The organism is Candidatus Photobacterium acropomis (assembly GCF_030685555.1).
Classification (GTDB): domain Bacteria; phylum Pseudomonadota; class Gammaproteobacteria; order Enterobacterales; family Vibrionaceae; genus Photobacterium; species Photobacterium lucens.
This window is the reverse complement of the sequence record NZ_CP131609.1, coordinates 1-25668: the sequence shown is the minus strand read 5'-3', so window position 1 is coordinate 25668 and position 25668 is coordinate 1. Positions and strand designations below refer to the sequence as shown.

Sequence of the window (25668 nt, the reverse complement as noted above, 5' to 3'; positions counted from 1 at the left end):
AAGGACATGTTGATGACATGTCCTTGTTTTATTTTATTACCCTGAAGATACAGGGAATCATAGCTAACAGAAGAAAAAGAATAATGACGGAAGAGTATGTGATCTTGGTTGATAGCCAAGGTGAATTCCAAGGCTTGCAAGAAAAAATGGCAGCGCATAAAGAGGGCGCGTTGCACTTGGCCTTTTCGGTACTGTTGTACCGTGATACCCCTTCAGGTCGAGAATATTTGCTACAACAACGTGCAATGCACAAATACCACAGCGGTGGTTTGTGGACCAATACTTGTTGCTCTCACCCTCGTCAGCATGAATCGATAGAGCAAGCAGGTATTCGTCGGTTAGCTGAAGAGATGGGTATCACTGAGGTTCGAGCTTTAGCCGATATTGGTCACTTTTGCTATCACGCAACGCTTGATAATCAACTGTTTGAGCATGAGCTTGATCATGTCTTAGTAGCTGATACTGGCGAGATCAGCGTTGTACCTAATCCTGATGAAGTGATGGATTATCGCTGGTGGCAAGAAGAAGACATTAAGCAAACTTTAGAATCACAGCCTGAGTTATTTACCGCATGGTTTAGCCAAGTATTTGCTTTTGCAATTAAATAAGCCATCAATAGCGCACAATAAAAAAGCTGCCAAGGCGTTCACCTTGGCAGCTTTTTTTATATCTGTTTTCTGGTGCAGATGAGTTTAATCGTGCACCATCAATACGAGATTATTTACGAACAGCGATAGCTTCGATCTCGATTTTCACATCTTTTGGTAGACGTGCAACTTCAACACAAGAACGTGCAGGGTATGGTGCATTGTGCTCGTCGAAGAAGTTACCGTAAACTTCGTTAACTGCTGCGAAATCGTTAAGATCTTTAACGAAAACCGTCATTTTCACGATATCTGAAACTTGTAGACCTGAAGACTCAACCACTGCTTTAACGTTATCTAAAGATTGACGTGCTTGTGCTGCGATATTTTCAGGCACTTCACCTGTTGTTGGATTTACAGGAATCTGACCTGAAGTTAGTACCATGTTGCCAAGATCAACACCTTGTACGTATGGACCGATTGCAGCAGGAGCTTGCTCTGTGTGAAGAACCTTAGTCATTGTTTTTCCTTACTTATTGTCAGGTTGTGCTCATACGGTGTAAATACAACGAGAGCAAATATAGGTAAACAGTGGATTCATGCTAAGCATGTCACCGATATTGTTACAGTTATGGGGACAAAGTAATAGATATTCAAGCTGCAATCGAGGTTTTTATCGTAAGCCTAGACATTGACAGACTGCGGCTTCACATTCTCCGATCTGCTGAATATCGTGAGGTGCAACCATAATGGTGTCATTACCAGCAATAGTGCCTAAAACCGTAGTATGAGGATGAAGATCGATGATCCTAGCAACCAGTTGTGCACAACCTGGACGTGTTTTTACCACCACGAGTAGTTGATTATGGGTAACTGATTCTATTTGCGATGAAATTGCAGCGTGCAGGTGTGCAGGCTCTGTACTTTCGGTTAAGCAGTAAACTCTTTTGCCGTAAGCATTGGGCACTTTAATGATTTTAAGCTTTGCCAAAAGGCGCGACACCGTAGATTGACTAATATCTTCAAAGCCAAGTTCAGCTAATGAATGGCGAATATCATCTTGAGTGGAAAAGCTTTGTTTTTGTAATAGCCGTTTACAGGCAGCTGTCATATCTTCATCGTTGAAATGACAGGAAATAGCGTTAGGGAATTCATGCCCAGTCACGGACAGCTCCTTGTATTTATTGTTATTGGGTGCGGCTGTGCTAGTAAGACGCAAAGCAAAAGAAAGGGAATACCTTTGAGGAATAAAATGGTATCAATTAAGGAGAATAAGAAACTTGATGGTTATCACTAAACAGTGATTAGCATAACGTATTGATGTGTAGTGTTAATACTGATTTTCAGATAGGTGTTGATGGTGTGGTAAGCTCATTGATGATATGTAATGAATTGCCTGCTATGACGGTTTGCATAGCAGGCAAAAGAATTGACTGAGGTTAAGCACCACACTCGGTCACGATTTCGCGAGAGAAGACTTTTTCGCAGTATTTACATTTCAGCTGAATGTCCGCTTTTTTGGTTAATACTTTAAAACCACTATCGACAGGCTCGCCGTGGGAAATACAGTTCGTGTTCGGGCATTTAAATACCGCACTGATAAAATCTGGCAGTGATAAGTTCAGTTTCTTCACCACTTCATAGTTTTCAATTTGATTGACTGTTGCTTTCGGCGCGTATAACGCCAGCTGGTTCGCTTGATCTTCATTGATAAAGACGTTTTCGATCTTGATTAGATCTTTGGCACCAAGTGCTGACGAAGGCAAATTCAGACCAATAGTCACACGTTGGTTTGAATTATCCATGCTAAACAGTTTTAGCACCTTGATACCTACGTGAGCAGGAATATGGTCGATAACAGTGCCGTTTTTGATGGCTTCAACTTTAAGTTGGGTTTCTTTTGACATGATCATCGCTCCTGCTTATAAAGTTTCGTTAAGAACTAGGGCTAATAGTGCCTGACGTGCGTAAACACCGTTCTCTGCTTGCTGGAAGAAGTAAGCATGTTTGGTTTTATCGACATCTACCGTAATTTCATCGACACGTGGTAGAGGGTGTAGCACTTTTAAGTTATCACGTGCACCTTCAAGCATCTTCGCCGTTAAGATGTAAGCTGCTTTCATATGTGCGTACTCGGATTCGTCAAAGCGCTCTTTCTGGACGCGAGTCATGTAAAGGATATCGAGCTCTGGGATCACATCTTCCATATCGCTATGCAAGCTGTAAGCGATACCCGCATCATCTAATTCTTCACAGATATAATCAGGCATTGCGAGTACTTCTGGGGCGATAAAGAAGAACTTCACGTTATCAAATTTAGATAGTGCTTGGGTTAGAGAGTGCACGGTACGGCCATATTTCAAGTCACCGACAAAAGCGATGTTGATATTATCTAGCGTACCTTGGGTTTCATAGATGGTGAACAAATCTAACAGGGTTTGTGTTGGGTGTTGGTTTGCCCCATCACCGCCATTGATCACAGGCGTACCATTTGAGAACTCAGAGGCTAAACGTGCCGCACCTTCTTGAGGGTGACGCATGACAAAGGCATCAACATAAGAGGTGATCACTTGAACGGAATCAGACAGGGTTTCACCTTTATTGGCAAGCGAAGTATTGCCTGCGGTATCAAAACCTACCACTGTACCGCCAAGGCGTTGAACTGCCGTTTCAAAAGACAGGCGAGTACGGGTTGAAGGTTCAAAGAAGCAACTTGCAATAACTTTGTTTTTTAGCAATTCCGGATTTGGCTCAGCTTTTAATTGTCCAGCGGTTTGGATAATTAGTTCAAGCTCGGCGCGGCTTAGTTCTGGGATGGAAATAATATGCTTTTTAAACAGCGAATTAGCCATGGCTTCTTTCCCTCAAAATAAAAATAAATAACGCTAATAAACGGTCAAACCGTGCTATTTGCCGATTTCCAGACAAAAAAAAGCCTCCTTAATAAAAGGAGGCTTTTTTTGAAAAAATAGAAACACGAACCTTCGTGAAAAAGCGGTGACGATAAGTTGTTAGTAACGTTATTGTCAGGTTCATGTGTTAGCTCGTGTTAGACAAATTGGCAAGGATTATACCGCCATTTTTTAGTGACGCAAGCGTTTGCGAAAACTATCAATTGTCTATCGTTATTAGTGACCTAATGTTGCCACCATGACTGCTTTGATAGTGTGCATACGGTTTTCAGCTTCATCAAAAACAATGGAGTGTTTAGACTCAATCACTTCATCGGTGACTTCAATACCTTGTGCAAGCTCTGGATATTCTTGTGCTAATTCTTTACCAATCACCGTGTCTTCACCATGGAAAGCGGGTAAACAGTGCATGAATTTTACATGTGGGTTGCCTGTCGCTTTGAGTAGCGCCATATTCACTTGATACGGTAGCATCAGCTTAATACGCTCGGCCCAAGCTTCTTTTGCTTCTCCCATTGATACCCATACATCAGTATAGAGGAAGTCACAGCCTTGTACGCCTTCTTGCACGTTCTCTGTTAGGGTTATTTTCGCTCCTGTTTCAGCAGCTATGGCTTGGCATTGTGCGACGAGCTCTTGTTCAGGCCAAAATGCTTTTGGCGCCACAAGGCGAATATCCATCCCCATTTTTGCCGCACCGACAAGTAGTGAGTTCCCCATGTTATTGCGTGCATCGCCTAAATAAGCAAAGGTGATTTCATGAAGCTGTTTGCCACGTCCATGTTCTTGCATGGTTAAGAAGTCTGCCAGAATTTGAGTAGGGTGGAATTCATCGGTTAAGCCATTCCAAACTGGTACGCCAGCGTATAGCCCTAGCTCTTCAACCACCGACTGACCAAAGCCACGGTATTCAATACCATCGTATATACGACCCAATACGCGCGCAGTGTCTTTCATCGATTCTTTGTGACCAATTTGCGAGCCCGATGGGCCTAAATATGTAACGCGTGCGCCTTGATCGAATGCTGCCACTTCAAATGCACAACGGGTACGCGTTGATGCTTTTTCAAAAATGAGCGCAATATTTTTTCCCGTCAGGCGTGGCTGTTCATAGCCATTATATTTCGCTTTCTTTAATTCAGCGGAGAGCTCTAGCAGGTGTTGAATTTCACGAGGAGTAAAATCGAGTAATTTAAGGAAGTTACGGTTACGAAGATTAAAAGCCATACGAGTTCCCTCTGTTCATTTTATGCTGCTTTACATCGAATGCGACCTGTAATCCCTAGGTGCTCGATATTTAATAATGTTACGTTATGTTTATCTTATTATTAGCTTGTTGTGAATACTTGTTCGCTTATTAAGCAATTTTATTTACTTTAATTAGGCTTTTATCATGGCTTATAGACAGTCCAACATAGTGGGATAACAAAGGCTATTTAGGGAATTGTCAGTGGTGGTGTTTTAACAGGTGGTAATTGAGTGCAAACCATGCGATATTTGCCAGCAAATTGATTCCACAGTTGGAGTGAACCCATGTCTTATGCAGAACTAATCGAAGAGCAAAAAGAAGAAACGCGCGAAATTATTGCCGCACTACTTGAAGATGGCAGTGAGCCAGATGCTCTTTATACGATTGAGCACCATTTTTCAGCTGATACATTTGAAGAGCTAGAAGGTGCAGCTGTAGAAGCATTTAAACTTGGTTTTGAAGTACTAGAAGCTGAAGAGCTTGAGCTAGATCCAGAAGATGGCGGCGGTAAGGTCGTTTGCTTTGACGCGGTAATGGAATCGGCACTAAAAGCTGAATTGATCGATGAACAAGCTGAGAAGTTGATCAAACTTGCTGAAAAACACAAGATCGATTACGACGGTTGGGGTACTTACTTCGAGTCTGGTGAAGACGACGATGAAGAGTACGACGACGAAGAATAATCGTTAAAAATAGACGAATAATAAAAAAGCCGGCATATTTGCTGGCTTTTTCGCCTTTTAGCTGTGGGGACTCGCACTTTTTATTCTGCTTAATGATCAAATTTTAATAATGATCACAGTGTGTTATTGAAAAACTGCGTAGATATACCTTTTTTATTATCAAGCTTACTGAGTGTACTCAGTGCTGGAGTTATGATGACAATTTCGCTTAATGGTCAATGGCAATTAACCTGTGTTCAGCGAGCGGCTTTACAAGATCTGCATATTGATTTACCAGGTGATGTTCATTCTGCACTTTTTGCTGCAGGTGAGATCCCTGATCCTTACTGGGCAACCAATGAAAAGAAAGTCCAATGGGTTGGGGAGTGCGACTGGATAGTAAGTCGACAGTTCGACTTAACCGAAGCGCAGTTAGCCTGTAATGCGATGGATTTAGTGATGGATCACCTTGATACCGTTGCTGAAATTCGTTTAAACGGTCACACCGTGGCTGATTTCAATAATATGTTTATGCGCCACAAAGTGGATGTATTAAGTTGTCTGCAAGTTGGCAGCAACCGTATTGAAATCGTATTACATCGTGCCGATCTTGCTGCTAAAAAGCGTGCTGATAAACTGCCATTTCCAGTGCCATGGGCGGAAGGAAACAACCAAATTCCACATATGAATACCTTGCGTAAAACCCAATGTCATGCGGGTTGGGACTGGGGTATTTGTTTATCTGTATTAGGGGTATATGGCGATATTGAATTACAGCCAATTGAGCATGTTCGTATTAGCCATATCAGTACTAAGCAAAAATGGTTAGAGCAAGAGTGTGAGCTTTCCGTTACCTTGAACTATGAAGTGGTGTCAGATAAAGGTTTAGCGACAGCTGCCGTCACGTTTGATGATCAAACCTTCCAGTTAACGCTTGATCGTGATGCAACCAAAGCTTGTGTGTTATTCCGTATTGTTGAGCCTCGTCGCTGGTGGCCAGTAGGTTACGGTAAACAACGGCTATACGATCTGAAAATAGAAGCCGATGGCAATAAGATCGATAAGAAGATTGGTCTGCGTAAGCTTGAGTTGATCACTGAAGATGACGAGCTAGGCCAGAGCATGGTCTTTAAAGTGAACGATGTTGATATATCAGCTCGTGGGGCAAACTGGATCCCAATGGATGCGATGCCAGCGCGTATGACGGATGAACGTTACCGTTCACTGTTAGAAGATGCGGTTGCCGCCAATATGAACATGCTACGCGTATGGGGTGGTGGCATGTATGAAAAAGACATCTTCTATGAGCTATGTGATGAGCTTGGGATCTTGGTATGGCAAGATCTTATGTTTGCCTGTGCGCTATATCCATCAACCCCTGACTTTGTGGCAGAAGTGCGCCAAGAAGTAGAATATCAGGTTCGTCGTCTTAAAGATCACGCCAGTCTTGCGCTATGGTGTGGTGATAACGAAGTGATTGGGGCGATTAGCTGGTACCCTGAGTCTCGTCAAAATCGTGAGAAATACTTGGTGAATTATGATCGCTTAAATCGCGCATTAGCTGAAGTGGTTGAGCAAGAAGATCCTTCTCGTCGTTTCTGGGCAAGTTCACCATGTAACGGTGAGTTAGACTTTGGTGATGCATGGCATGACGATAAACGCGGTGATATGCATTTCTGGGATGTGTGGCATTCAGGTAAAGACTTAGAAGCGTACCAAAGTGTTACCCCACGTTTTTGCTCTGAGTTTGGTTTTCAATCATGGCCATCTCTGCCAACAGTGAAGACCTTTGCACCAGAGCAAGACTGGAACATCACCTCACCAAGTTTTGAGTGCCACCAGAAAAACAGCCGTGGTAACTCAATCATCACTGAGATGTTTACTCGCTATTTCCGTTTTCCTAATGGTTTCGTCAATATGCTGTACTTATCGCAGGTACAACAGGCGATGGCGATCAAAACCGCAGTGGAATATTGGCGCGCTCATAAGCCAACGAACCGTGGCATTTTATACTGGCAATTAAATGATTGTTGGCCAGTAAGTTCATGGTCATCACTGGAATACAGTGGTCGTTGGAAGCAGTTGCATTACCATGTGCGTCGTTTCTTTGATCAGCAAATGGCGACCTTTATTCGTGATGAACAAGGGGTAAAACTGCATTTGATCAACGATGGTCGTGACAGTGCCGAGCTGAAAGGTGAAGTAGTATGGCAAAGTTGGGCTGGTGAGATCTTATATCGTGAACCGATTTCAGAGTTCTTAAACCCAGATAGCACGAAAGTGACGTGGGAGTGGTTGAATGAAGATCTTGAGGGACACGAGACAGAAGGTTTCTTCCATGTGCATTTACGTAATGGCGAGAAGTTAATTGAAAATACCTACTTCCCAGCCAAGCCGAAAGAGTGTGAATTAGAAGATCCTGATCTGCGCTTTGAGGTAGCAGAGTTACATGGTGAGATCTTTGTGATGCTAAGTAGCAGTAAGCCTGCTTTCTATGTTCATCTTGAGTTTGAAGGGGAGGGGCGTTTTGAAGATTCAAGTTTCACTCTTGTCCCTGAGCACCAACGCCAAGTTAAATACTTAGGTTCAGCTAGTTACGATGAACTAGTGCAAGGTTTACGTGTTTATCACCTAAAGCAAAGTTATTAATTCATAGTACTTGTGAGAAATATAAAGCCTGCTGAGTCACTCTCCGCAGGCTTTTTTACTATCTAAACCTTACACCTTAATAACAGGTTAGAAGGTTTTTAGCATGTGAATTTCACACGCATCATGCCCGGTACTGCCTAATGCGGTAGGAATATCAACGAAACCCAGTGATTGATAGAGTTTCACTGCTTCTTTTAACACTTCTGTGGTTTCTAAATAGCAGCCTTTAAAGCTATTTTCTCGGGCAAACTTTAATGCTTTAACTGTTAAAACTCGTGCGAGTCCTTTGCCTCTGAGCTCGGGTAAGAAAAAGACTTTTTGTAGCTCACTCCACTGCGTATCACCCGCTAATGGTGCGATGCCGCCACAGCCTAAAATTCGATTATTTTTTTCTATTACCCAATAGCGGCTATTCGCAGTTTGGTAGTGCTGACACAAATCATCAAGGTGAGGATCGGCAACACTAAAACCTCTATCTGGTGTTAATCCATATTCTGCTGATACCCGACGAATAAGCGCTGCAACGGCGGCATTATCCAGCGGTGTGATTTCTCTTATCGTATAACCTTGTTGATGTTCTGTGATCGTTAGCGCTTTGTAGTAACGGAGCAAACTACTTTCGAGTTGGTCGATTTCGTCTTGATCAAGTTGATCTAAAATCGCTTGGGTATCTTGATCGAGTTGGTGGTGTAAGGCGGTGAGAGTGCGTTTACCATCTGAGGTAAGTTGAGACAGTTGACTACGTTTATCGTCAGGATTTGGGACTGAATCAATGAGTCCTTGATTGAGCAACATAGCGAGATTACGGCTGGCATTGGATTTATCAACCCGTAGTCGCTCAGCCATTTGATTAACCGTGCAAGGGCCTTGCTCAAGTTCAATTAAGGTGTGTGCTTGCACTGGGGTTAAGGCGAGTTGTCCACATTGGCTATTAAGCATGCCTAATTGACGGACTAATTGCCGAGAAAGTTGACGAAGTTGTTGGGGCTGCATGATCCATCCTTGAATGTAATTGCACTACGCAATTAAATTAGTTGCAGCCTACAACAATGTCAACCTAACTCATGGTAATGATGCTGATATTAGTGCTGACAAGCCATGGCGTCTAACCAAGAGTGTTGGTGTTTCTCTTGTTGGCTATTGTCTTTACGTTGCCATACACGCTCGTGGAAGTAGTAAGACATGGTATTAATCGCAGGTTCAACCATTGCCATTAAACTACCAATAAGGATGTCACCTGTTAGTAGGTACACTACGCTAAATGCAACGCTGAAATGAACAATCGCAAAGCTAACGGTTTTACGACTTGGTGTGCTAAAGCGTGACTGTTTAAGTGTTTTGCTTTGCCACACTTTTTCATGGAAATAGAAGGCTACGGTGTTAACCATAGGCTCGATCATTGCGATTAAACTACCAATAATAATGTCGCCTGTAAGAAGGTAAGCCACTGTAAAAGCAACAGTAAAATGGATGGCGGCAAAACTGATTGTCTTTTTCATAATCTGATCCTCAATTCGATGGAGTCATTATTATGAAAAAATATCAATAACTAAATTCGTTACTTTATATCCTACTAATAGGTAAAAACTATTATATGATTAAAGAGAGTAAGCTGGAGATATAAAAAAACCGACAGCCTAAGCCATCGGTTTTTATTACGAGAGATTATCAGTGCAGATTATAGTGCAGCGATAGTTTCTTTTTGCTCAGCAAGCTTAGCAAGTGCTTCTTGGTAGCCTTCAAGCTTCTCACGCTCTTTTGCGATAACAGCTTCTGGCGCTTTAGCAACGAAACCTTCGTTACCTAGCTTACCTTCGATACGCTTGATTTCACCCTCAGTCTTCGCGATTTCTTTCGCTAGACGTGCAAGCTCTGCATCTTTATTGATTAAGCCTGCCATTGGGATCATTAGCTCAGATTTCGCTACAAGTGCTGTTGCACATGCTGGTGTTTCTGCGCCAGCTTCTAGTACGTTTAGTGACTCTAGTTTCGCTAGCGACATTAGCACTGTACGGTTAGCTTCAAGGCGTGCTGCATCTTTTTCATCAGCTGCTTTTAGCATTACGTCAAGTGGCTTGCTTGGCGCAATATCGTATTCCGCACGTAGGTTACGGATACTAGTGATAAAGCCTTTCACCCACTCGATATCAGCTAGTGCTTCAGCGTCGAAGTTATTTTCATCGTACTGAGGTAGAGCTTGTAGCATGATAGTGTCACCTTCAACACCGTCTACTAGTGGCTTCACACTCTGCCAGATAGTTTCAGTGATGTAAGGTAGTACTGGATGAGCAAGACGTAGTGTCTTCTCAAGTACTGTGATTAGGGTACGGCGCGTTGCACGTTGTTGTGCTTCAGAGCCTTTCCATAGAACTGGTTTAGTTAGCTCTAGGTACCAGTCACAGAATTGGTTCCAGATGAATTCGTAAAGCGTATTCGCAGCCATATCTAGACGGAAGTTGTCGATATGTGCGTTGAATTCTTTTGCTGCTAGCTCGAATTGAGATTCGATCCACTTGTCAGCTAGAGAGTATTCAAGCTCACTACCTGCAGCAAAACCACAATCTTGATCTTCTGTGTTCATCAGTACGTAACGGCTTGCGTTCCATAGCTTATTACAGAAGTTACGGTAACCTTCAAGACGCTTCATATCCCAGTTGATGTCACGGCCTGTTGAAGCCATTGCTGCTAGGGTGAAACGTAGTGCGTCTGTACCGTATGGTTCGATACCATTTTCAAATGTCTTACGGGTATTCTTTTCGATCTTCGCTGCAAGTTGAGGCTGCATCATGTTACCAGTGCGCTTCTCAACCAGAGATTCAAGATCAATACCGTCGATCATGTCGATTGGGTCAAGTACGTTACCCTTAGACTTAGACATCTTGTCGCCGTTTTCATCACGGATCAGACCCGTTACGTAAACTGTCTTGAATGGAACTTGTGCTTTGCCGTCTTCATCTTTACAGAAGTGCATGGTCATCATGATCATACGTGCAACCCAGAAGAAGATGATGTCAAAACCTGTCACCAATACATCTGAAGGGTGGAACGTTTGAAGATCTGCAGTGTTTTCAGGCCAGCCTTGCGTACCGAATGTCCATAGTGCAGAAGAGAACCATGTGTCTAACACGTCATCGTCTTGGCGAAGCACCACAACAGGTGCAAGGTTGTTTTTCTCACGAACTTCTTCTTCTGTACGACCTACGTATACATTACCGTTGTTGTCGTACCATGCTGGGATGCGGTGACCCCACCAAAGTTGACGAGAGATACACCAGTCTTGAATGTCACGCATCCAAGAGAAGTACATGTTTTCGTACTGCTTAGGGACAAACTTGATGTCACCGTTTTCAACGGCTTCTACCGCAGGTTTCGCTAGCGGTGCAGTACGTACGTACCATTGGTCAGTTAGCATTGGTTCGATAACCACGCCACCACGGTCGCCGTATGGCACTTGTAGGTCGTGATCTTTGATCTCTTCTAGAAGACCCAGTTCATCGAACTCAGCAACGATAGCTTTACGTGCAGCGAAACGCTCCATACCGTGGTATTTCGTAGGTAGCTCTGCGCTGTATGCGTCGCTTGGCTCACCGTTTGTATTAAATACTTCTGCCGCGTCACGGATGTTAGCGTCAAAAGTTAGAATGTTGATCATAGGTAGGCTATGACGCTTACCTACTTCGTAGTCGTTGAAATCGTGCGCAGGGGTGATCTTCACACAACCTGTGCCTTTTTCCATGTCAGCGTGTTCGTCACCAACGATAGTAATACGACGACCTACGATAGGGAGAATGATCTCTTTACCGATCAGATCCATGTAACGTGGATCTTCTGGGTTCACAGCAACACCGGTATCACCTAGCATGGTTTCTGGACGTGTGGTTGCAACAACGATGTAGTCTTTACCATCTGCTGTTTTCACGCCATCTGCTAGTGGGTAGCGGAAGTGCCACATGTGGCCTTTGGTGTCTTTGTTTTCTACTTCTAGATCTGAAATCGCAGTGTGTAGCTTAGGATCCCAGTTAACTAGACGCTTACCGCGGTAGATAAGATCGTCTTCGTATAAACGTACGAATACTTCTTGTACCGCATTTGATAGACCGTCATCCATCGTGAAGCGCTCACGATCCCAGTCTACTGATGCACCAAGACGACGAAGCTGTTTAGTGATTGTGCCACCAGATTCGCCTTTCCATTCCCAGATCTTGTCGATGAAAGCATTACGACCGTAGTCGTGCTTAGTTTTGCCTTCTTCAGCAGCAATCTTACGCTCCACAACCATTTGGGTAGCAATACCTGCGTGGTCAGTACCAACCTGCCATAAGGTGTTTTTACCTTTCATACGCTCACAACGGATCAGGGTATCCATGATGGTATCCTGGAACGCGTGGCCCATGTGTAGGCTACCAGTGACGTTTGGTGGTGGGATCATAATGCTGTAAGCATCTTTAGATGTATCACCATGAGGCTTAAAGTAACCAGCCTCTTCCCAGCGCTGATATAGCGCTTGTTCAATTGATTGTGGGTTGTATGTCTTTTCCATAGCGCTCTTAGAAGGAATCTATGTGGAATTTAGGGCGTCTCAGTAGCAGCGGCAGTCGTAATTTGAATGCCAGCAAGACGATATGCCTTGTAACGCTCACGCGCTAACTGCTTGAGCTTTTCGTCGCAAGGAACGAAGTCTACCACTTGTGCAAAGGTTACGGCAAAATTTGGTGCAGTTTCCGCTAAATTAATTAGCGTGGCACGATGCCCTGTATGACGTAATGTTGCCCAGCCAATCTCAACGGGAGAGCCACCATTAGGGCCTTCACCGACGAGGTTGTGAGGAACAAAACTGTCGGGATCTTGTTGCCATAGATATTCATCTATTTGTTCTGCTTGCTGTTTATTTGCGGCAAGAAGATAAACTTTATTGCCTTGTCGGTAACTCATGGCTGCTAGATGACAGGCAAAATGGCACTGAAAATCTGTATCAGCACTTTCTTGCTTATCATCGATTATATAAAACGTAGCATGAGTCATGGTTTTTGTTCCTAAAGAAAAGGGCCTTACGGCCCTTTTCAATGTCTTTTACTCGACAATCTCTTGGCCAGCTCGGTTTAATAAGAATTGGACAAGGAGAGGGACAGGTCGACCTGTTGAACCTTTCGCTGCACCGCCTTTCCAAGCTGTACCTGCGATATCAAGGTGCGCCCAGTTGTATTTCTTAGTAAAGCGAGATAAGAAACAACCTGCAGTGATCGTACCTGCACCTGGAGTACCCAAGTTTGCCATATCAGCAAATGGGCTCGCGATTTGCTCTTGGTATTCGTCACTCATTGGTAGACGCCAAGCGCGATCGCCTGATTGCTCAGAAGCATTAATGATTTCGTGAGCAAGTGGGTTATGGTTACCCATTAAACCACTAATGTGATTACCCAGTGCGACAACACAAGCACCTGTTAGGGTTGCTACGTCGATAACACATTCAGGTTCAAAACGTTCAACATACGTTAGTGCATCACACAGTACTAAACGGCCTTCAGCATCAGTATTTAATACTTCAACGGTTTGACCTGACATGGTGGTTAAGATGTCGCCGGGACGATAAGCGTTACCACCTGGCATATTTTCACAGCCCGCTAACACACCTACCACGTTAATTGGTAAGTTTAGCTTAGCAAGCGCTTTCATTGCGCCAAAAACAGATGCAGCACCACACATGTCGTACTTCATCTCATCCATTTGTGCGCCAGGCTTAATAGAGATACCGCCTGAATCGAAGGTTAAGCCTTTACCTACAAGGACAATCGGCTTAGCGTCAGGATCTGGGTTACCTTTATATTCGATAACTGACATCATGGCTTCGTTCTTCGAGCCACGACCAACCGCTAGGTATGACGTCATACCAAGAGATTGCATTTCTTGCTCACCGATGATTTTAGTTGAAACCGTTTCGAAATCATCAGCAAGACGACGAGCTTGCGATGCAAGGTAAGCCGGGTTTGCCACGTTTGGCGGCATATTACCTAGGTCTTTACTTGCACGAACACCTGAAGCAATGGCTAAGCCATGAGAAATAGCACGCTCACCTAGAGATAATTCACGGCGAGTTGGTACATTAAATACCAATTTACGTAGCGGGCGGCGTGTTTCAGGTTTGTTGCTTTTAAACTGATTGAAGGTGTATAGGCTGTCTTTGGTGGTTTCAACCGCTTGACGTACCTTCCAGTAAGTATCACGACCTTTAACGTGTAGTTCAGTTAAGAAGCAAACCGCTTCCATTGAACCTGTTTCATTTAAGGTGCTGATTGTTTTGGTGATGATCTGCTTATATTGGCGTTCATCAAGTTCACGTTCTTTACCACAACCAACCAGAAGCACACGCTCTGATAGTACATTTGGTACATGGTGTAGTAAGAGCATTTGCCCAGGCTTACCTTCAAGGTCGCCGCGACGCAGTAAGGAGCTAATATAACCATCACTGATTTTATCTAGCTGTTCCGCGATTGGAGAGAGGCGACGTGGTTCAAAGACGCCAACGACAATACAAGCACTACGCTGTTTCTCGGGGCTGCCGCTTTTTACACTGAACTCCATGCGTACTCCTAACATCCTAATAAAGACAATTAACGCTAAATGTTGGATAATACCACACTTGTTTGCTCTACCGAGATTTCGGTATACGCTTAGAATGCGGTCTTTCATTTAGCTGAAAGATAAAAAAATAACTGATTTAACGAAAAACTATAGTGATTCCATCAAAAAAACAAGTTTTCTATGGGAATATAACGCGTGATTATTGTTAGGTATTTGACGAGAGAGACATTAAAGAGCCAAATTGCGGTACTTTTTGTTCTTTTCCTTGTCTTTATTAGCCAAAAGTTTATTCGCATTTTAGCCGATGCAAGCGATGGCTCGATCCCGAGTGATCTCATTATGACCTTGATGGGATTATCGATTCCCTCTATGGCATTGTTAATGCTTCCTCTTAGCCTCTATATCGGTATCTTACTGACTTTCGGTCGATTGTACGCTGAAAGTGAAATCACAGTGATGAATGCAACTGGTATGGGTAATAAGCTGTTACTCCAATCAGCATTAGCATTAGCGTTAATCACTGGCTCAATTGCAGCAGTGAATGCGTTATGGCTAGCTCCTTGGTCACAAGATCATGTTGAGCAAGTAATGGAAAAGGCGAAAGCGGGTCCTGGCTTAAATATGCTGGTGAAAGGGACGTTCCAACAAACTCCTGACGGCAAAGGCGTGGTGTTTGTTGATGACATTACCGACAAAGGCTCAAAATTAAGTAAAGTCTTTATTGCCCAATTAAAAGCAACAGACACCTTGCAGCCAAGTGTGATGGTGGCTGATCGTGGCTTGATCACAGAACAACCTGATGGTCGTCAAATGTTAGAGCTTAGTGACGGTACCCGCTATGAAGGCATACCAACCCAGCTCAACTACTCGATTACGCACTTTAATGATTACCAAGCCCTTATTGGTCAACGTGAAGTGAAGCAAGGCAATCGTGACTGGGAAGCGTTACCTACACTTGATTTGATGAAAGAGAGTAACCTTGCCGCAAAAGCTGAATTGCAATGGCGTTTTTCTCTTATCTTATGTATTCCGCTGTTAGTGATGATTGTTGTGCCACTGTCTGCGGTCAACCCTCGCCAAGGACGATTTGCTAAATTAGCACCAGCGGTACTGATTTACTTAGCCTATTTCTTAGCGATCTCATCAGCAAAATCAGCAATTGAAGATGGCATTATTCCATCTGCGATTGGGATGTGGCCGATTAACATCGTAACCTTGCTGGTGGCACTTGGCTTAAATAGCTGGGATTCAATGCCTGTTCGACGCTTCAAAGATAAATTACGGAGACGCAGTTAATGTTTAAAATTCTCGACTGGTATATAGGTCGAACGATCATTGCAACGTCAGCCTTGACGTTATCAACATTGGTTGGTTTGTCTGCAATCATCAAATATGTTGAGCAGCTGCGTAAAGTAGGGCAAGGCAGTTATGATCTATTAAAAGCGTTGTACTTCGTATTGTTATCAATGCCGCAAGATATCATCATGTTTTTCCCTATGGCGGTATTGCTGGGCGCGTTGATTGGTTTAGGTATGTTGGCATCGAGCTCTGAGCTAGTAGTGATGCAAGCGGCAGGCTTCTCTAAGCTAGATATTGGTTTGTCGACGTTAAAGACAGCCGTACCTATGATGATCATCGTGGTATTACTGGGTCAGTGGGGCGCACCTCAAGCACAAAAAATGGCACGTGAATATCGTTCTGCTTGGGTATATGGCGGCAGTGTTATTGCAGCGCAAAGCGGCGTATGGGCGAAAAATGATAATGACTTTATTTACATGGGACGTGTTCACGATCTAAATAAAGTTGATGTTGTTAATATCTGGAAGTTTGATAACAAAGGTAAACTTGAAGATGTTACGTCAGCAAAAAGTGCGATTTATGAGAAATCGACAGGCTGGACAATGCATGATGTGACGATCACAGATACTGCAGGTGATAGCAAGATAACCAACAGTCATGTGGCATCAATGAAGTGGGACACCACAATGACACCTGATAAGCTAGCGGTTGTAACAGTGAAACCAGAAGAGTTACCGTTATCAGGCCTTTATAACTATGTCAGCTATTTAAAAGAGTCAAAACAAGATGCGTCTCGTTATGAGCTAGCATTTTGGCGTAAAGCACTACAACCGTTTTCGATTGCAGTAATGATGCTGTTAGCACTCTCGTTTGTCTTTGGGCCACTACGAAGTGTGACGATGGGCGCTCGTGTTTTATCTGGTGTCATTTTTGGTTTTGCTTTCTACATTTCAGATCAGGTCTTTGGTCCGATGATCTTGGTATATCGACTGCCGCCAATTATCGGTGCATTAGGTCCAAGTTTAGTCTTCCTATTTATTACAATTTATTTGTTAAGACGTAAACTTTAAAATAAAGAAAGGAGCCTTAAGGCTCCTTTTTTATTGGTCAACGAATGTCTTTAGTGACGATCATTTCACATTCAGCCATGACATCTTGTAACGCTCGACGCTTGGTATTGAAAGCCATTAAATTACCTAAGCCGAACGCAGATGTAGTGGCGCGGATCAATGCTTGAGTCGTGGTCAGTGATGAACCATCTTTATTTTGAAGCTTGAGTTTCCATGCTCGCATTCCTAGTGTTTGTCCGCCATGTGTCCAAAAGTAGGTATAGAAACCAATAATCACGGCAGCTAAGTAACCTGTGTAAATAGAGCTAGCCAAAGGATGTAGTGTTAAGTAGGCGCTTACATCTTCATGACCAGATATATCAAGAATATCGAAATGAAGCAGTAGAGCGATCAGTGCCATAGCAATACCGCCAGCGAGCATGAGGATTGCAGCAACGACGAGTGCATCATAAAACCACGCGGCAAAGCGGCGAAATAAGGTAGGGTATTGCGGTGTTGTATTATGTTGTGCTGACTTTGTCATAGTACATCCGAGTTAGGCTAGTTTATCCATTTATACGGAGGAGTGTAACAGCAAAGGATAGGGCAGAGAATGTCTGATATTGCTACAGAATGTGTAAGAAAGAGTTGCCGTCAACAGCTTGTTTATCTGCAATAAAGTGCTGATTGGATAAAAAATTACCATTTAATCGCTTTGAGCGAGTTTCTAAACGATAAATGCTTGCCTAGCAGCATTGTATACGTATAATAGCCGACATCAGCCCGAGTGGTGAAATTGGTATACACGACGGATTCAAAATCCGTTTCCTTCGGGAGTGACGGTTCAAGTCCGTCCTCGGGCACCAAATTTCAAACAAAGCCTCAATCGAAAGATTGGGGCTTTGTTGTATCTGAGCCCTCCTTATATTTATCTCTGCAAATAACCTTGCACGATTCCCATCACTTTTCTCTTTAAACGATTTGAGGTCTAAGTGGCGATTACTCGAGTTTGAGTATTATTTCTCGCGTTGTATGCTAAAAATAACAGAGAGATAACCCTGAAAAAGAGAAGCTGCTTTATCTTATCTCACGTTTATTTATCATAATTTATGTGAAGATATTGTCCGAAAATAAGCAGTTCCTCCGACAATAAAAAAAACTGTGCAATAATTATATCTTGTTCATTTTTTGAGTTCTTATCTCGTGGTTAAAAATAATTTTGATATCTTACGAATTCTTCTCGCTGTACTTGTTTTCTATTTTCATATGGGAATAGAAACTCAAAATGAATACCTTATGTATGTACCTGGTGGTTTAGCTGTTCATTGTTTCTTTGTGATCAGTGGCTATTTGATCGTAAAGAGTTACTTAAAAGGTAAGCACTTATCCACGTATGTAAAATCACGTTTTTTACGTATTTATCCGCTTTATTTTATTGTTATCACAACGGCATTTATTTTTGGTTATCTTCATTACTCAGATAGCTTTGCTAGTTATTTAGGTAATGGTGCAGCTAAGTACCTAGCTGCTAACTATTTATTAGCGAATTTCTTACAGCCAACCTTGCCAGGTTTGTTTGAACATAACTTCCAACCTTTTGTTAATGCGTCGCTTTGGACAATCAAGATTGAAGTGATGTTTTATGTTTGTGTGCCTATTATTTATGGTGTGCTTAATAAAAAGTTAGACAATAAAAAACTGACAATAGTATTAGGTGTACTTTCTGTTGGCTGTTTTTACTTGGGGCAATATTTAATTGAATATCATGGTTTACCAGCCAGTATTAACCGACAGTTACCGTCAATGTTAGTGTTTTTTATGCTGGGCGCATATTGGAACTTTGCTGAGCCTAAATTCTTAAAGCCTTGGCATTTATTATTATTGATCCCTGTTGTTTTATTTCTACAAAGCTGGTTTGTGATTTATGCCTTTGCAGTGAGTTTTATGGTCTATGTGATTGTGTTTAAAGTTAAACCAATTGCAGTGAGTAAGCGCATTGGTGATATTTCTTACGGTATCTATATTTGGCACTTCCCGATCTTGCAAACGCTAATCATGTACGGTTTTTTTGAAAACATTTATGAAGGTGCAGCCATTGCAACAGTGCTTGTTTTCTCGTTTGCAATGTTTAGTTGGCATTTCATTGAATCCAAGTTAGTCGTAAGACATTAATTGATTGAAGTTGAGTTGTTATATGACAAGACGATTTGAAGCACTTGATGCCTTTCGTGGACTTTGTGCATTATCTGTAGTGCTATTTCACTTCCGTGTCGTCGGAAGTGTTACTGAGTTGCCTTTTTTTAGAGGCAGTGAATTATTTGTAGAGTTTTTCTTTGCTTTAAGTGGCTTTGTTCTCGCACATAGCTATGGTTTCCGAGAAAATTTAAAGTTTAAACCCTATATTCTTTCACGCTTTTTCCGACTCTACCCATTGTACTTTTGTATGTTGATGGTGTTCATTGGGTTGGAGGTTGTAAAATACCTTGCTTATAAAGGGGCTGGTTTTAGCTTTAACGCATTACCCTTTACAGGGCATGGCTCTCCTACACAAATCTTGCCTAACTTATTGATGTTACAGTCATGGACATCATTGACAGATCCGTTGTCATTTAATTATCCATCATGGAGTATCAGTATCGAGTTCTACTTATACGTTTTACTCTTTTTGACACTGTTTTTATTTGGCCGATTTAAAGTATGGAGTTGGCTGAGTATTGCTGTTGTGATCTTAATATTGATGGGGCAGAAATCTGATCTATTACAACCATACGTATTTAATGGTTTATCGTGCTTCTTTGGCGGTGCATTTACTTATGTTGTTTATACCAAGATAAAGCATATATCGATCCCTTTCATTGTTGGCTCTGTTATTGAAATTGCACTTTTAAGTGCAGTGACCTACTTGGTTTCTAATGAGATTGCAGATCGATACATATACGCCACATTATTGTTTTACGTTGTAGTGCTGTTTTTTGCATTTGAATCAGGCGTGATCTCGCAGCTATTTAATAAAGGTCTATTTCAGGCTTTAGGTAAATGGTCATATTCTATTTACCTCACTCATGCAGCAATCCTCTTTATGATCACCTCCATGGCGCTGGTTGGACAAAAAGTAATAGGTAAAGAGATCGCACCGATGATTAATGATGCACGTTTTATCGATTTGGGTTCTGTTTTCTATAACAACTTACTAGTGTTATTAGTTTTATGTATTGTTATCGCTGTCTCGATGATGACATATAGATATATAGAGCTAAAAGGGCAGGCTCTTGGTAAGCGCATTATCAATAGTAAATAATCACCAAAGTATCGAACCTTGTTAGTTATTGCTCTAGTTTTGTTCGATATGGGTAAGATTGAGGGAGTATTGAACGCTTGATTCGTTATTGTGATTTTTATCGAAAAAAACACTTGTCAATGCGATCAAACTCCCTATAATGCGACCTCACTGACACGGAGCAAGCCACTGGCAAACAACGAATCAGTATTGTTCTTTAACAATTTGACCATGCAATCTGTGTGGGCACTCGTTGAATGATTAGTCAAAAAGATTTATCAATGATACTAGTGACCAATTTGATTCGCTTCTTTATATAAAGAAGGGTATCAGCACAGTCAATTCATTCATCATTTTATGATGAATTAACAGTATTCATTGAGCCGGTCGAAAGACCAACAAAACTTTAATTGAAGAGTTTGATCATGGCTCAGATTGAACGCTGGCGGCAGGCCTAACACATGCAAGTCGAGCGGCAGCGACTTAACTGAACCTTCGGGGAACGTTAAGGGCGGCGAGCGGCGGACGGGTGAGTAATGCCTGGGAATATGCCCTGATGTGGGGGATAACTATTGGAAACGATAGCTAATACCGCATAATCTCTTCGGAGCAAAGAGGGGGACCTTCGGGCCTCTCGCGTCAGGATTAGCCCAGGTGGGATTAGCTTGTTGGTGAGGTAATGGCTCACCAAGGCAACGATCCCTAGCTGGTCTGAGAGGATGATCAGCCACACTGGAACTGAGACACGGTCCAGACTCCTACGGGAGGCAGCAGTGGGGAATATTGCACAATGGGGGAAACCCTGATGCAGCCATGCCGCGTGTATGAAGAAGGCCTTCGGGTTGTAAAGTACTTTCAGTAGGGAGGAAGGCAGTGTCGTTAATAGCGGCATTGTTTGACGTTACCTACAGAAGAAGCACCGGCTAACTCCGTGCCAGCAGCCGCGGTAATACGGAGGGTGCGAGCGTTAATCGGAATTACTGGGCGTAAAGCGCATGCAGGCGGTCTGTTAAGCAAGATGTGAAAGCCCGGGGCTCAACCTCGGAACAGCATTTTGAACTGGCAGACTAGAGTCTTGTAGAGGGGGGTAGAATTTCAGGTGTAGCGGTGAAATGCGTAGAGATCTGAAGGAATACCGGTGGCGAAGGCGGCCCCCTGGACAAAGACTGACGCTCAGATGCGAAAGCGTGGGGAGCAAACAGGATTAGATACCCTGGTAGTCCACGCCGTAAACGATGTCTACTTGGAGGTTGTGGCCTTGAGCCGTGGCTTTCGGAGCTAACGCGTTAAGTAGACCGCCTGGGGAGTACGGTCGCAAGATTAAAACTCAAATGAATTGACGGGGGCCCGCACAAGCGGTGGAGCATGTGGTTTAATTCGATGCAACGCGAAGAACCTTACCTACTCTTGACATCCAGAGAACTTTCCAGAGATGGATTGGTGCCTTCGGGAACTCTGAGACAGGTGCTGCATGGCTGTCGTCAGCTCGTGTTGTGAAATGTTGGGTTAAGTCCCGCAACGAGCGCAACCCTTATCCTTGTTTGCCAGCACTTCGGGTGGGAACTCCAGGGAGACTGCCGGTGATAAACCGGAGGAAGGTGGGGACGACGTCAAGTCATCATGGCCCTTACGAGTAGGGCTACACACGTGCTACAATGGCGTATACAGAGGGCTGCCAACTCGCGAGAGTGAGCGAATCCCATAAAGTACGTCGTAGTCCGGATTGGAGTCTGCAACTCGACTCCATGAAGTCGGAATCGCTAGTAATCGTGAATCAGAATGTCACGGTGAATACGTTCCCGGGCCTTGTACACACCGCCCGTCACACCATGGGAGTGGGCTGCACCAGAAGTAGATAGCTTAACCTTCGGGAGGGCGTTTACCACGGTGTGGTTCATGACTGGGGTGAAGTCGTAACAAGGTAGCCCTAGGGGAACCTGGGGCTGGATCACCTCCTTACCTAAAGACTTAACTGTTGAATGCAGTGTCCACACAGATTGCTTGGTGAAATGGTTTTAGAAAAATAGCGAAAGTGCTAATTAATGACATCCGTTATTGATTAACGCTTTTGCGTTATGCTCTTTAACAATCTGGAAAGCTGACTAGTAAATTCAATCGAATAGATTGATTTATAGTTTTCATCGAAAGATGAAAACGAGTTCTCAAAACAATACACATTCAAGTGTCTTGTATCGAGTCCGGCGAAAAACCAATGTCCTCTTATCAAGGACACAAACCTTGGTTGTTTGAACATACTGAAACCTCTTGGGGTTGTATGGTTAAGTGACTAAGCGTACACGGTGGATGCCTTGGCAGTCAGAGGCGATGAAGGACGTATTAACTTGCGATAAGCCCAGAGAAGGTAGTAAAAACCGGTGAATCTGGGATTTCCGAATGGGGAAACCCACTTACATAAGTAAGTATCGTGTTGTGAATACATAGCAGCACGAGGCGAACCGGGGGAACTGAAACATCTAAGTACCCCGAGGAAGAGAAATCAACCGAGATTCCGGCAGTAGCGGCGAGCGAAACCGGATTAGCCCTTAAGCTAGTTTTGCGTTAGGTGAAAGTTCTGGAAAGTTCTGCGATACAGGGTGATAGCCCCGTAACCGACAACGCATTATCAGTGAAAACGAGTAGGACGGGACACGTGTTATCTTGTCTGAATATGGGGGGACCATCCTCCAAGGCTAAATACTCCTGACTGACCGATAGTGAACCAGTACCGTGAGGGAAAGGCGAAAAGAACCCCTGTGAGGGGAGTGAAATAGAACCTGAAACCGTGTACGTACAAGCAGTAGGAGCCCACTTGTTGGGTGACTGCGTACCTTTGTATAATGGGTCAGCGACTTAATTTTAGTAGCAAGGTTAACCGTTTAGGGGAGCCGTAGGGAAACCGAGTCTTAACTGGGCGATATAGTTGCTAGGATTAGACCCGAAACCGAGTGATCTAGCCATGGGCAGGTTGAAGGTGAGGTAACACTTACTGGAGGACCGAACCGACTAATGTTGAAAAATTAGCGGATGACTTGTGGCTAGGGGTGAAAGGCCAATCAAACTCGGAGATAGCTGGTTCTCCCCGAAAGCTATTTAGGTAGCGCCTCGGACGAATACTACTGGGGGTAGAGCACTGTTAAGGCTAGGGGGTCATCCCGACTTACCAACCCTTTGCAAACTCCGAATACCAGTAAGTACTATCCGGGAGACACACGGCGGGTGCTAACGTCCGTCGTGAAGAGGGAAACAACCCAGACCGCCAGCTAAGGTCCCAAAGTTATAGCTAAGTGGGAAACGATGTGGGAAGGCTCAGACAGCCAGGATGTTGGCTTAGAAGCAGCCATCATTTAAAGAAAGCGTAATAGCTCACTGGTCGAGTCGGCCTGCGCGGAAGATTTAACGGGGCTAAGCTATACACCGAAGCTGCGGCAATGAAGTTTACTTCCATTGGGTAGGGGAGCGTTCTGTAAGCCGTTGAAGGTGAGTTGTAAAGCTTGCTGGAGGTATCAGAAGTGCGAATGCTGACATGAGTAACGATAAAGGGAGTGAAAAACTCCCTCGCCGGAAGATCAAGGGTTCCTGTCCAACGTTAATCGGGGCAGGGTAAGTCGACCCCTAAGGCGAGGCCGAAAGGCGTAGTCGATGGGAAACGGGTTAATATTCCCGTACTTCTTATAATTGCGATGGAGGGACGGAGAAGGCTAGGTGAGCCTGGCGACGGTTGTCCAGGTCCAAGTACGTAGGCTGATGGTTTAGGCAAATCCGGACCATCTTAAGGCTGAGATACGATGTCGAGTCACTACGGTGATGAAGTCATTGATGCCATGCTTCCGGGAAAAGCTTCTAAGCTTCAGATTATAAGGAATCGTACCCCAAACCGACACAGGTGATCAGGTAGAGAATACCAAGGCGCTTGAGAGAACTCGGGTGAAGGAACTAGGCAAAATGGTACCGTAACTTCGGGAGAAGGTACGCTCCTAGCGGTGATGAGACTTGCTCTCTAAGCTGCCGGGAGTCGCAGATACCAGGTGGCTGCAACTGTTTATTAAAAACACAGCACTGTGCAAAATCGAAAGATGACGTATACGGTGTGACGCCTGCCCGGTGCCGGAAGGTTAATTGATGGGGTTAGACTTCGGTCGAAGCTCTTGATCGAAGCCCCGGTAAACGGCGGCCGTAACTATAACGGTCCTAAGGTAGCGAAATTCCTTGTCGGGTAAGTTCCGACCTGCACGAATGGCGTAATGATGGCCACGCTGTCTCCACCCGAGACTCAGTGAAATTGAAATCGCAGTGAAGATGCTGCGTCCCCGCGGCTAGACGGAAAGACCCCGTGAACCTTTACTATAGCTTGGCACTGAACATTGACCCTACATGTGTAGGATAGGTGGGAGACTGTGAAATAATCGCGCTAGCGGTTATGGAGTCGTCCTTGAAATACCACCCTTGTATGCTTGATGTTCTAACGTTGGCCCCTTATCGGGGTTACGGACAGTGCCTGGTGGGTAGTTTGACTGGGGCGGTCTCCTCCCAAAGAGTAACGGAGGAGCACGAAGGTGGGCTAATCACGGTCGGACATCGTGAGGTTAGTGCAATGGCATAAGCCCGCTTGACTGCGAGAATGACAATTCGAGCAGGTGCGAAAGCAGGTCATAGTGATCCGGTGGTTCTGAATGGAAGGGCCATCGCTCAACGGATAAAAGGTACTCCGGGGATAACAGGCTGATACCGCCCAAGAGTTCATATCGACGGCGGTGTTTGGCACCTCGATGTCGGCTCATCACATCCTGGGGCTGAAGTCGGTCCCAAGGGTATGGCTGTTCGCCATTTAAAGTGGTACGCGAGCTGGGTTTAGAACGTCGTGAGACAGTTCGGTCCCTATCTGCCGTGGGCGTTGGATGATTGAGAGGGGCTGCTCCTAGTACGAGAGGACCGGAGTGGACGAACCGCTGGTGTTCGGGTTGTGTCGCCAGACGCATTGCCCGGTAGCTAAGTTCGGAATCGATAACCGCTGAAAGCATCTAAGCGGGAAGCGAGCCTCAAGATGAGTCATCCCTAGACCTTTAAGGTCTCTAAAGGGTTGTTGAAGACTACAACGTTGATAGGTCGGGTGTGTAAGTGCTGTGAGGCATTGAGCTAACCGATACTAATTGCCCGTGAGGCTTAACCATACAACACCCAAGGGGTTTTATACGGACTCCAAGAACACTTGAACGTGCGTTTGAGAATCAGCTTTCTAAGATTACTTTTGCCTTCAGTTTTCAAAAACTGAAAGTAAATAAAGAATTTGCTTGGCGACCATAGCATTATGGACCCACCTGATCCCATGCCGAACTCAGTAGTGAAACGTAATAGCGCCGATGGTAGTGTGGGGCCTCCCCATGTGAGAGTAGGACATCGCCAGGCTTTAA

At 44.0% G+C, this 25668-nt stretch carries 18 protein-coding genes, 1 tRNA gene and 3 rRNA genes; 11 read left to right on the top strand and 11 right to left on the bottom strand.

Annotation, left to right across the window (positions count from 1 at the left end; translation table 11 throughout):
• The first annotated feature begins 83 nt into the window (after nt 1-83).
• Nucleotides 84-608: an isopentenyl-diphosphate Delta-isomerase gene (idi, locus tag Q7657_RS06670; protein ID WP_107167026.1), complete on the top strand. Its 525-nt coding sequence runs from the start codon at nt 84-86 to the stop codon at nt 606-608.
• Nucleotides 609-717: 109 nt separating this feature from the next.
• Here idi and Q7657_RS06665 read toward each other — a convergent pair whose 3' ends face one another.
• The 5 genes from Q7657_RS06665 to Q7657_RS06645 all read right to left on the bottom strand — a co-directional run bounded on the left by Q7657_RS06665 (nt 718) and on the right by Q7657_RS06645 (nt 4723).
• Nucleotides 718-1104 carry a Rid family detoxifying hydrolase gene (locus tag Q7657_RS06665; RefSeq protein ID WP_107167025.1) on the bottom strand — a complete coding sequence of 129 codons (387 nt, stop codon included), beginning with the start codon at nt 1102-1104 and terminating at the stop codon, nt 718-720.
• A 153-nt stretch (nt 1105-1257) separates the two neighbouring features.
• Nucleotides 1258-1695 carry an arginine repressor gene (locus tag Q7657_RS06660; RefSeq protein ID WP_053987229.1) on the bottom strand — a complete coding sequence of 146 codons (438 nt, stop codon included), beginning with the start codon at nt 1693-1695 and terminating at the stop codon, nt 1258-1260.
• A gap of 328 nt (nt 1696-2023) precedes the next feature.
• Nucleotides 2024-2491: an aspartate carbamoyltransferase regulatory subunit gene (pyrI, locus tag Q7657_RS06655; protein ID WP_008989775.1), complete on the bottom strand. Its 468-nt coding sequence runs from the start codon at nt 2489-2491 to the stop codon at nt 2024-2026.
• A gap of 15 nt (nt 2492-2506) precedes the next feature.
• Complete coding sequence (gene pyrB, locus Q7657_RS06650) at nt 2507-3436, bottom strand: aspartate carbamoyltransferase (RefSeq protein ID WP_008989774.1); 930 nt, start codon at nt 3434-3436, stop codon at nt 2507-2509.
• A 276-nt stretch (nt 3437-3712) separates the two neighbouring features.
• The gene (locus Q7657_RS06645; protein ID WP_107167024.1) at nt 3713-4723 is read right to left on the bottom strand and encodes an ornithine carbamoyltransferase; all 1011 of its coding nucleotides are present in this window, start codon (nt 4721-4723) and stop codon (nt 3713-3715) included.
• Between the two features lie 306 nt (nt 4724-5029).
• Here Q7657_RS06645 and rraB point away from each other — a divergent pair, with 306 nt between their 5' ends.
• Together rraB and Q7657_RS06635 are read left to right on the top strand one after the other, a co-directional pair.
• Nucleotides 5030-5428 (top strand): ribonuclease E inhibitor RraB, encoded by a 399-nt coding sequence (gene rraB / locus Q7657_RS06640; RefSeq protein ID WP_008989772.1) that lies wholly within the window; start codon nt 5030-5032, stop codon nt 5426-5428.
• A gap of 195 nt (nt 5429-5623) precedes the next feature.
• Entirely contained in the window at nt 5624-8056 is a 2433-nt protein-coding gene (locus Q7657_RS06635) for a beta-mannosidase (protein WP_107167023.1), read from the top strand.
• A gap of 87 nt (nt 8057-8143) precedes the next feature.
• Here the strand turns inward: Q7657_RS06635 and Q7657_RS06630 are convergent, their stop codons facing one another.
• The 5 genes from Q7657_RS06630 to pepA all read right to left on the bottom strand — a co-directional run bounded on the left by Q7657_RS06630 (nt 8144) and on the right by pepA (nt 14635).
• A complete protein-coding gene (locus Q7657_RS06630; protein WP_107167022.1) occupies nt 8144-9049 on the bottom strand; it encodes a bifunctional helix-turn-helix transcriptional regulator/GNAT family N-acetyltransferase in 906 nt (301 codons plus the stop codon).
• A gap of 89 nt (nt 9050-9138) precedes the next feature.
• Complete coding sequence (locus Q7657_RS06625) at nt 9139-9555, bottom strand: DUF2061 domain-containing protein (protein WP_107167021.1); 417 nt, start codon at nt 9553-9555, stop codon at nt 9139-9141.
• Between the two features lie 179 nt (nt 9556-9734).
• Nucleotides 9735-12596, bottom strand: coding sequence for a valine--tRNA ligase (locus Q7657_RS06620; protein ID WP_107167020.1), 2862 nt, complete (start codon nt 12594-12596; stop codon nt 9735-9737).
• A 29-nt stretch (nt 12597-12625) separates the two neighbouring features.
• Nucleotides 12626-13078 (bottom strand): DNA polymerase III subunit chi, encoded by a 453-nt coding sequence (locus tag Q7657_RS06615; RefSeq protein WP_008989767.1) that lies wholly within the window; start codon nt 13076-13078, stop codon nt 12626-12628.
• 48 nt (nt 13079-13126) lie between these two features.
• Nucleotides 13127-14635: a leucyl aminopeptidase gene (pepA, locus tag Q7657_RS06610; protein ID WP_053987193.1), complete on the bottom strand. Its 1509-nt coding sequence runs from the start codon at nt 14633-14635 to the stop codon at nt 13127-13129.
• 195 nt (nt 14636-14830) lie between these two features.
• Here pepA and lptF point away from each other — a divergent pair, with 195 nt between their 5' ends.
• Nucleotides 14831-15931 (top strand): LPS export ABC transporter permease LptF, encoded by a 1101-nt coding sequence (gene lptF / locus Q7657_RS06605; protein WP_053987192.1) that lies wholly within the window; start codon nt 14831-14833, stop codon nt 15929-15931.
• Nucleotides 15931-17004, top strand: a complete 1074-nt coding sequence (gene lptG / locus Q7657_RS06600) for an LPS export ABC transporter permease LptG (protein ID WP_107167019.1) — start codon at nt 15931-15933, stop codon at nt 17002-17004. The genes lptF and lptG overlap by 1 nt, the downstream gene beginning before the upstream one ends.
• A 37-nt stretch (nt 17005-17041) precedes the next feature.
• Here the strand turns inward: lptG and Q7657_RS06595 are convergent, their stop codons facing one another.
• Nucleotides 17042-17527, bottom strand: coding sequence for an RDD family protein (locus Q7657_RS06595; protein ID WP_053987190.1), 486 nt, complete (start codon nt 17525-17527; stop codon nt 17042-17044).
• A gap of 237 nt (nt 17528-17764) precedes the next feature.
• On the opposite strand from Q7657_RS06595, the gene Q7657_RS06590 reads away from it, so the two are divergent.
• The 6 genes from Q7657_RS06590 to rrf all read left to right on the top strand — a co-directional run bounded on the left by Q7657_RS06590 (nt 17765) and on the right by rrf (nt 25663).
• Nucleotides 17765-17849: transfer RNA gene (locus tag Q7657_RS06590), tRNA-Leu, on the top strand.
• A gap of 337 nt (nt 17850-18186) precedes the next feature.
• The gene (locus Q7657_RS06585; protein ID WP_053987189.1) at nt 18187-19155 is read left to right on the top strand and encodes an acyltransferase family protein; all 969 of its coding nucleotides are present in this window, start codon (nt 18187-18189) and stop codon (nt 19153-19155) included.
• Between the two features lie 22 nt (nt 19156-19177).
• Nucleotides 19178-20281, top strand: a complete 1104-nt coding sequence (locus Q7657_RS06580) for an acyltransferase family protein (protein ID WP_107167018.1) — start codon at nt 19178-19180, stop codon at nt 20279-20281.
• Between the two features lie 386 nt (nt 20282-20667).
• Nucleotides 20668-22219: ribosomal RNA gene (locus tag Q7657_RS06575) — 16S ribosomal RNA — on the top strand.
• Between the two features lie 318 nt (nt 22220-22537).
• Nucleotides 22538-25428, top strand: a 23S ribosomal RNA gene (locus Q7657_RS06570).
• 119 nt (nt 25429-25547) lie between these two features.
• Nucleotides 25548-25663 (top strand): 5S ribosomal RNA (gene rrf / locus Q7657_RS06565).
• The 16S, 23S and 5S rRNA genes sit together here, the layout of an rRNA operon.
• Nucleotides 25664-25668 lie beyond the last annotated feature (5 nt).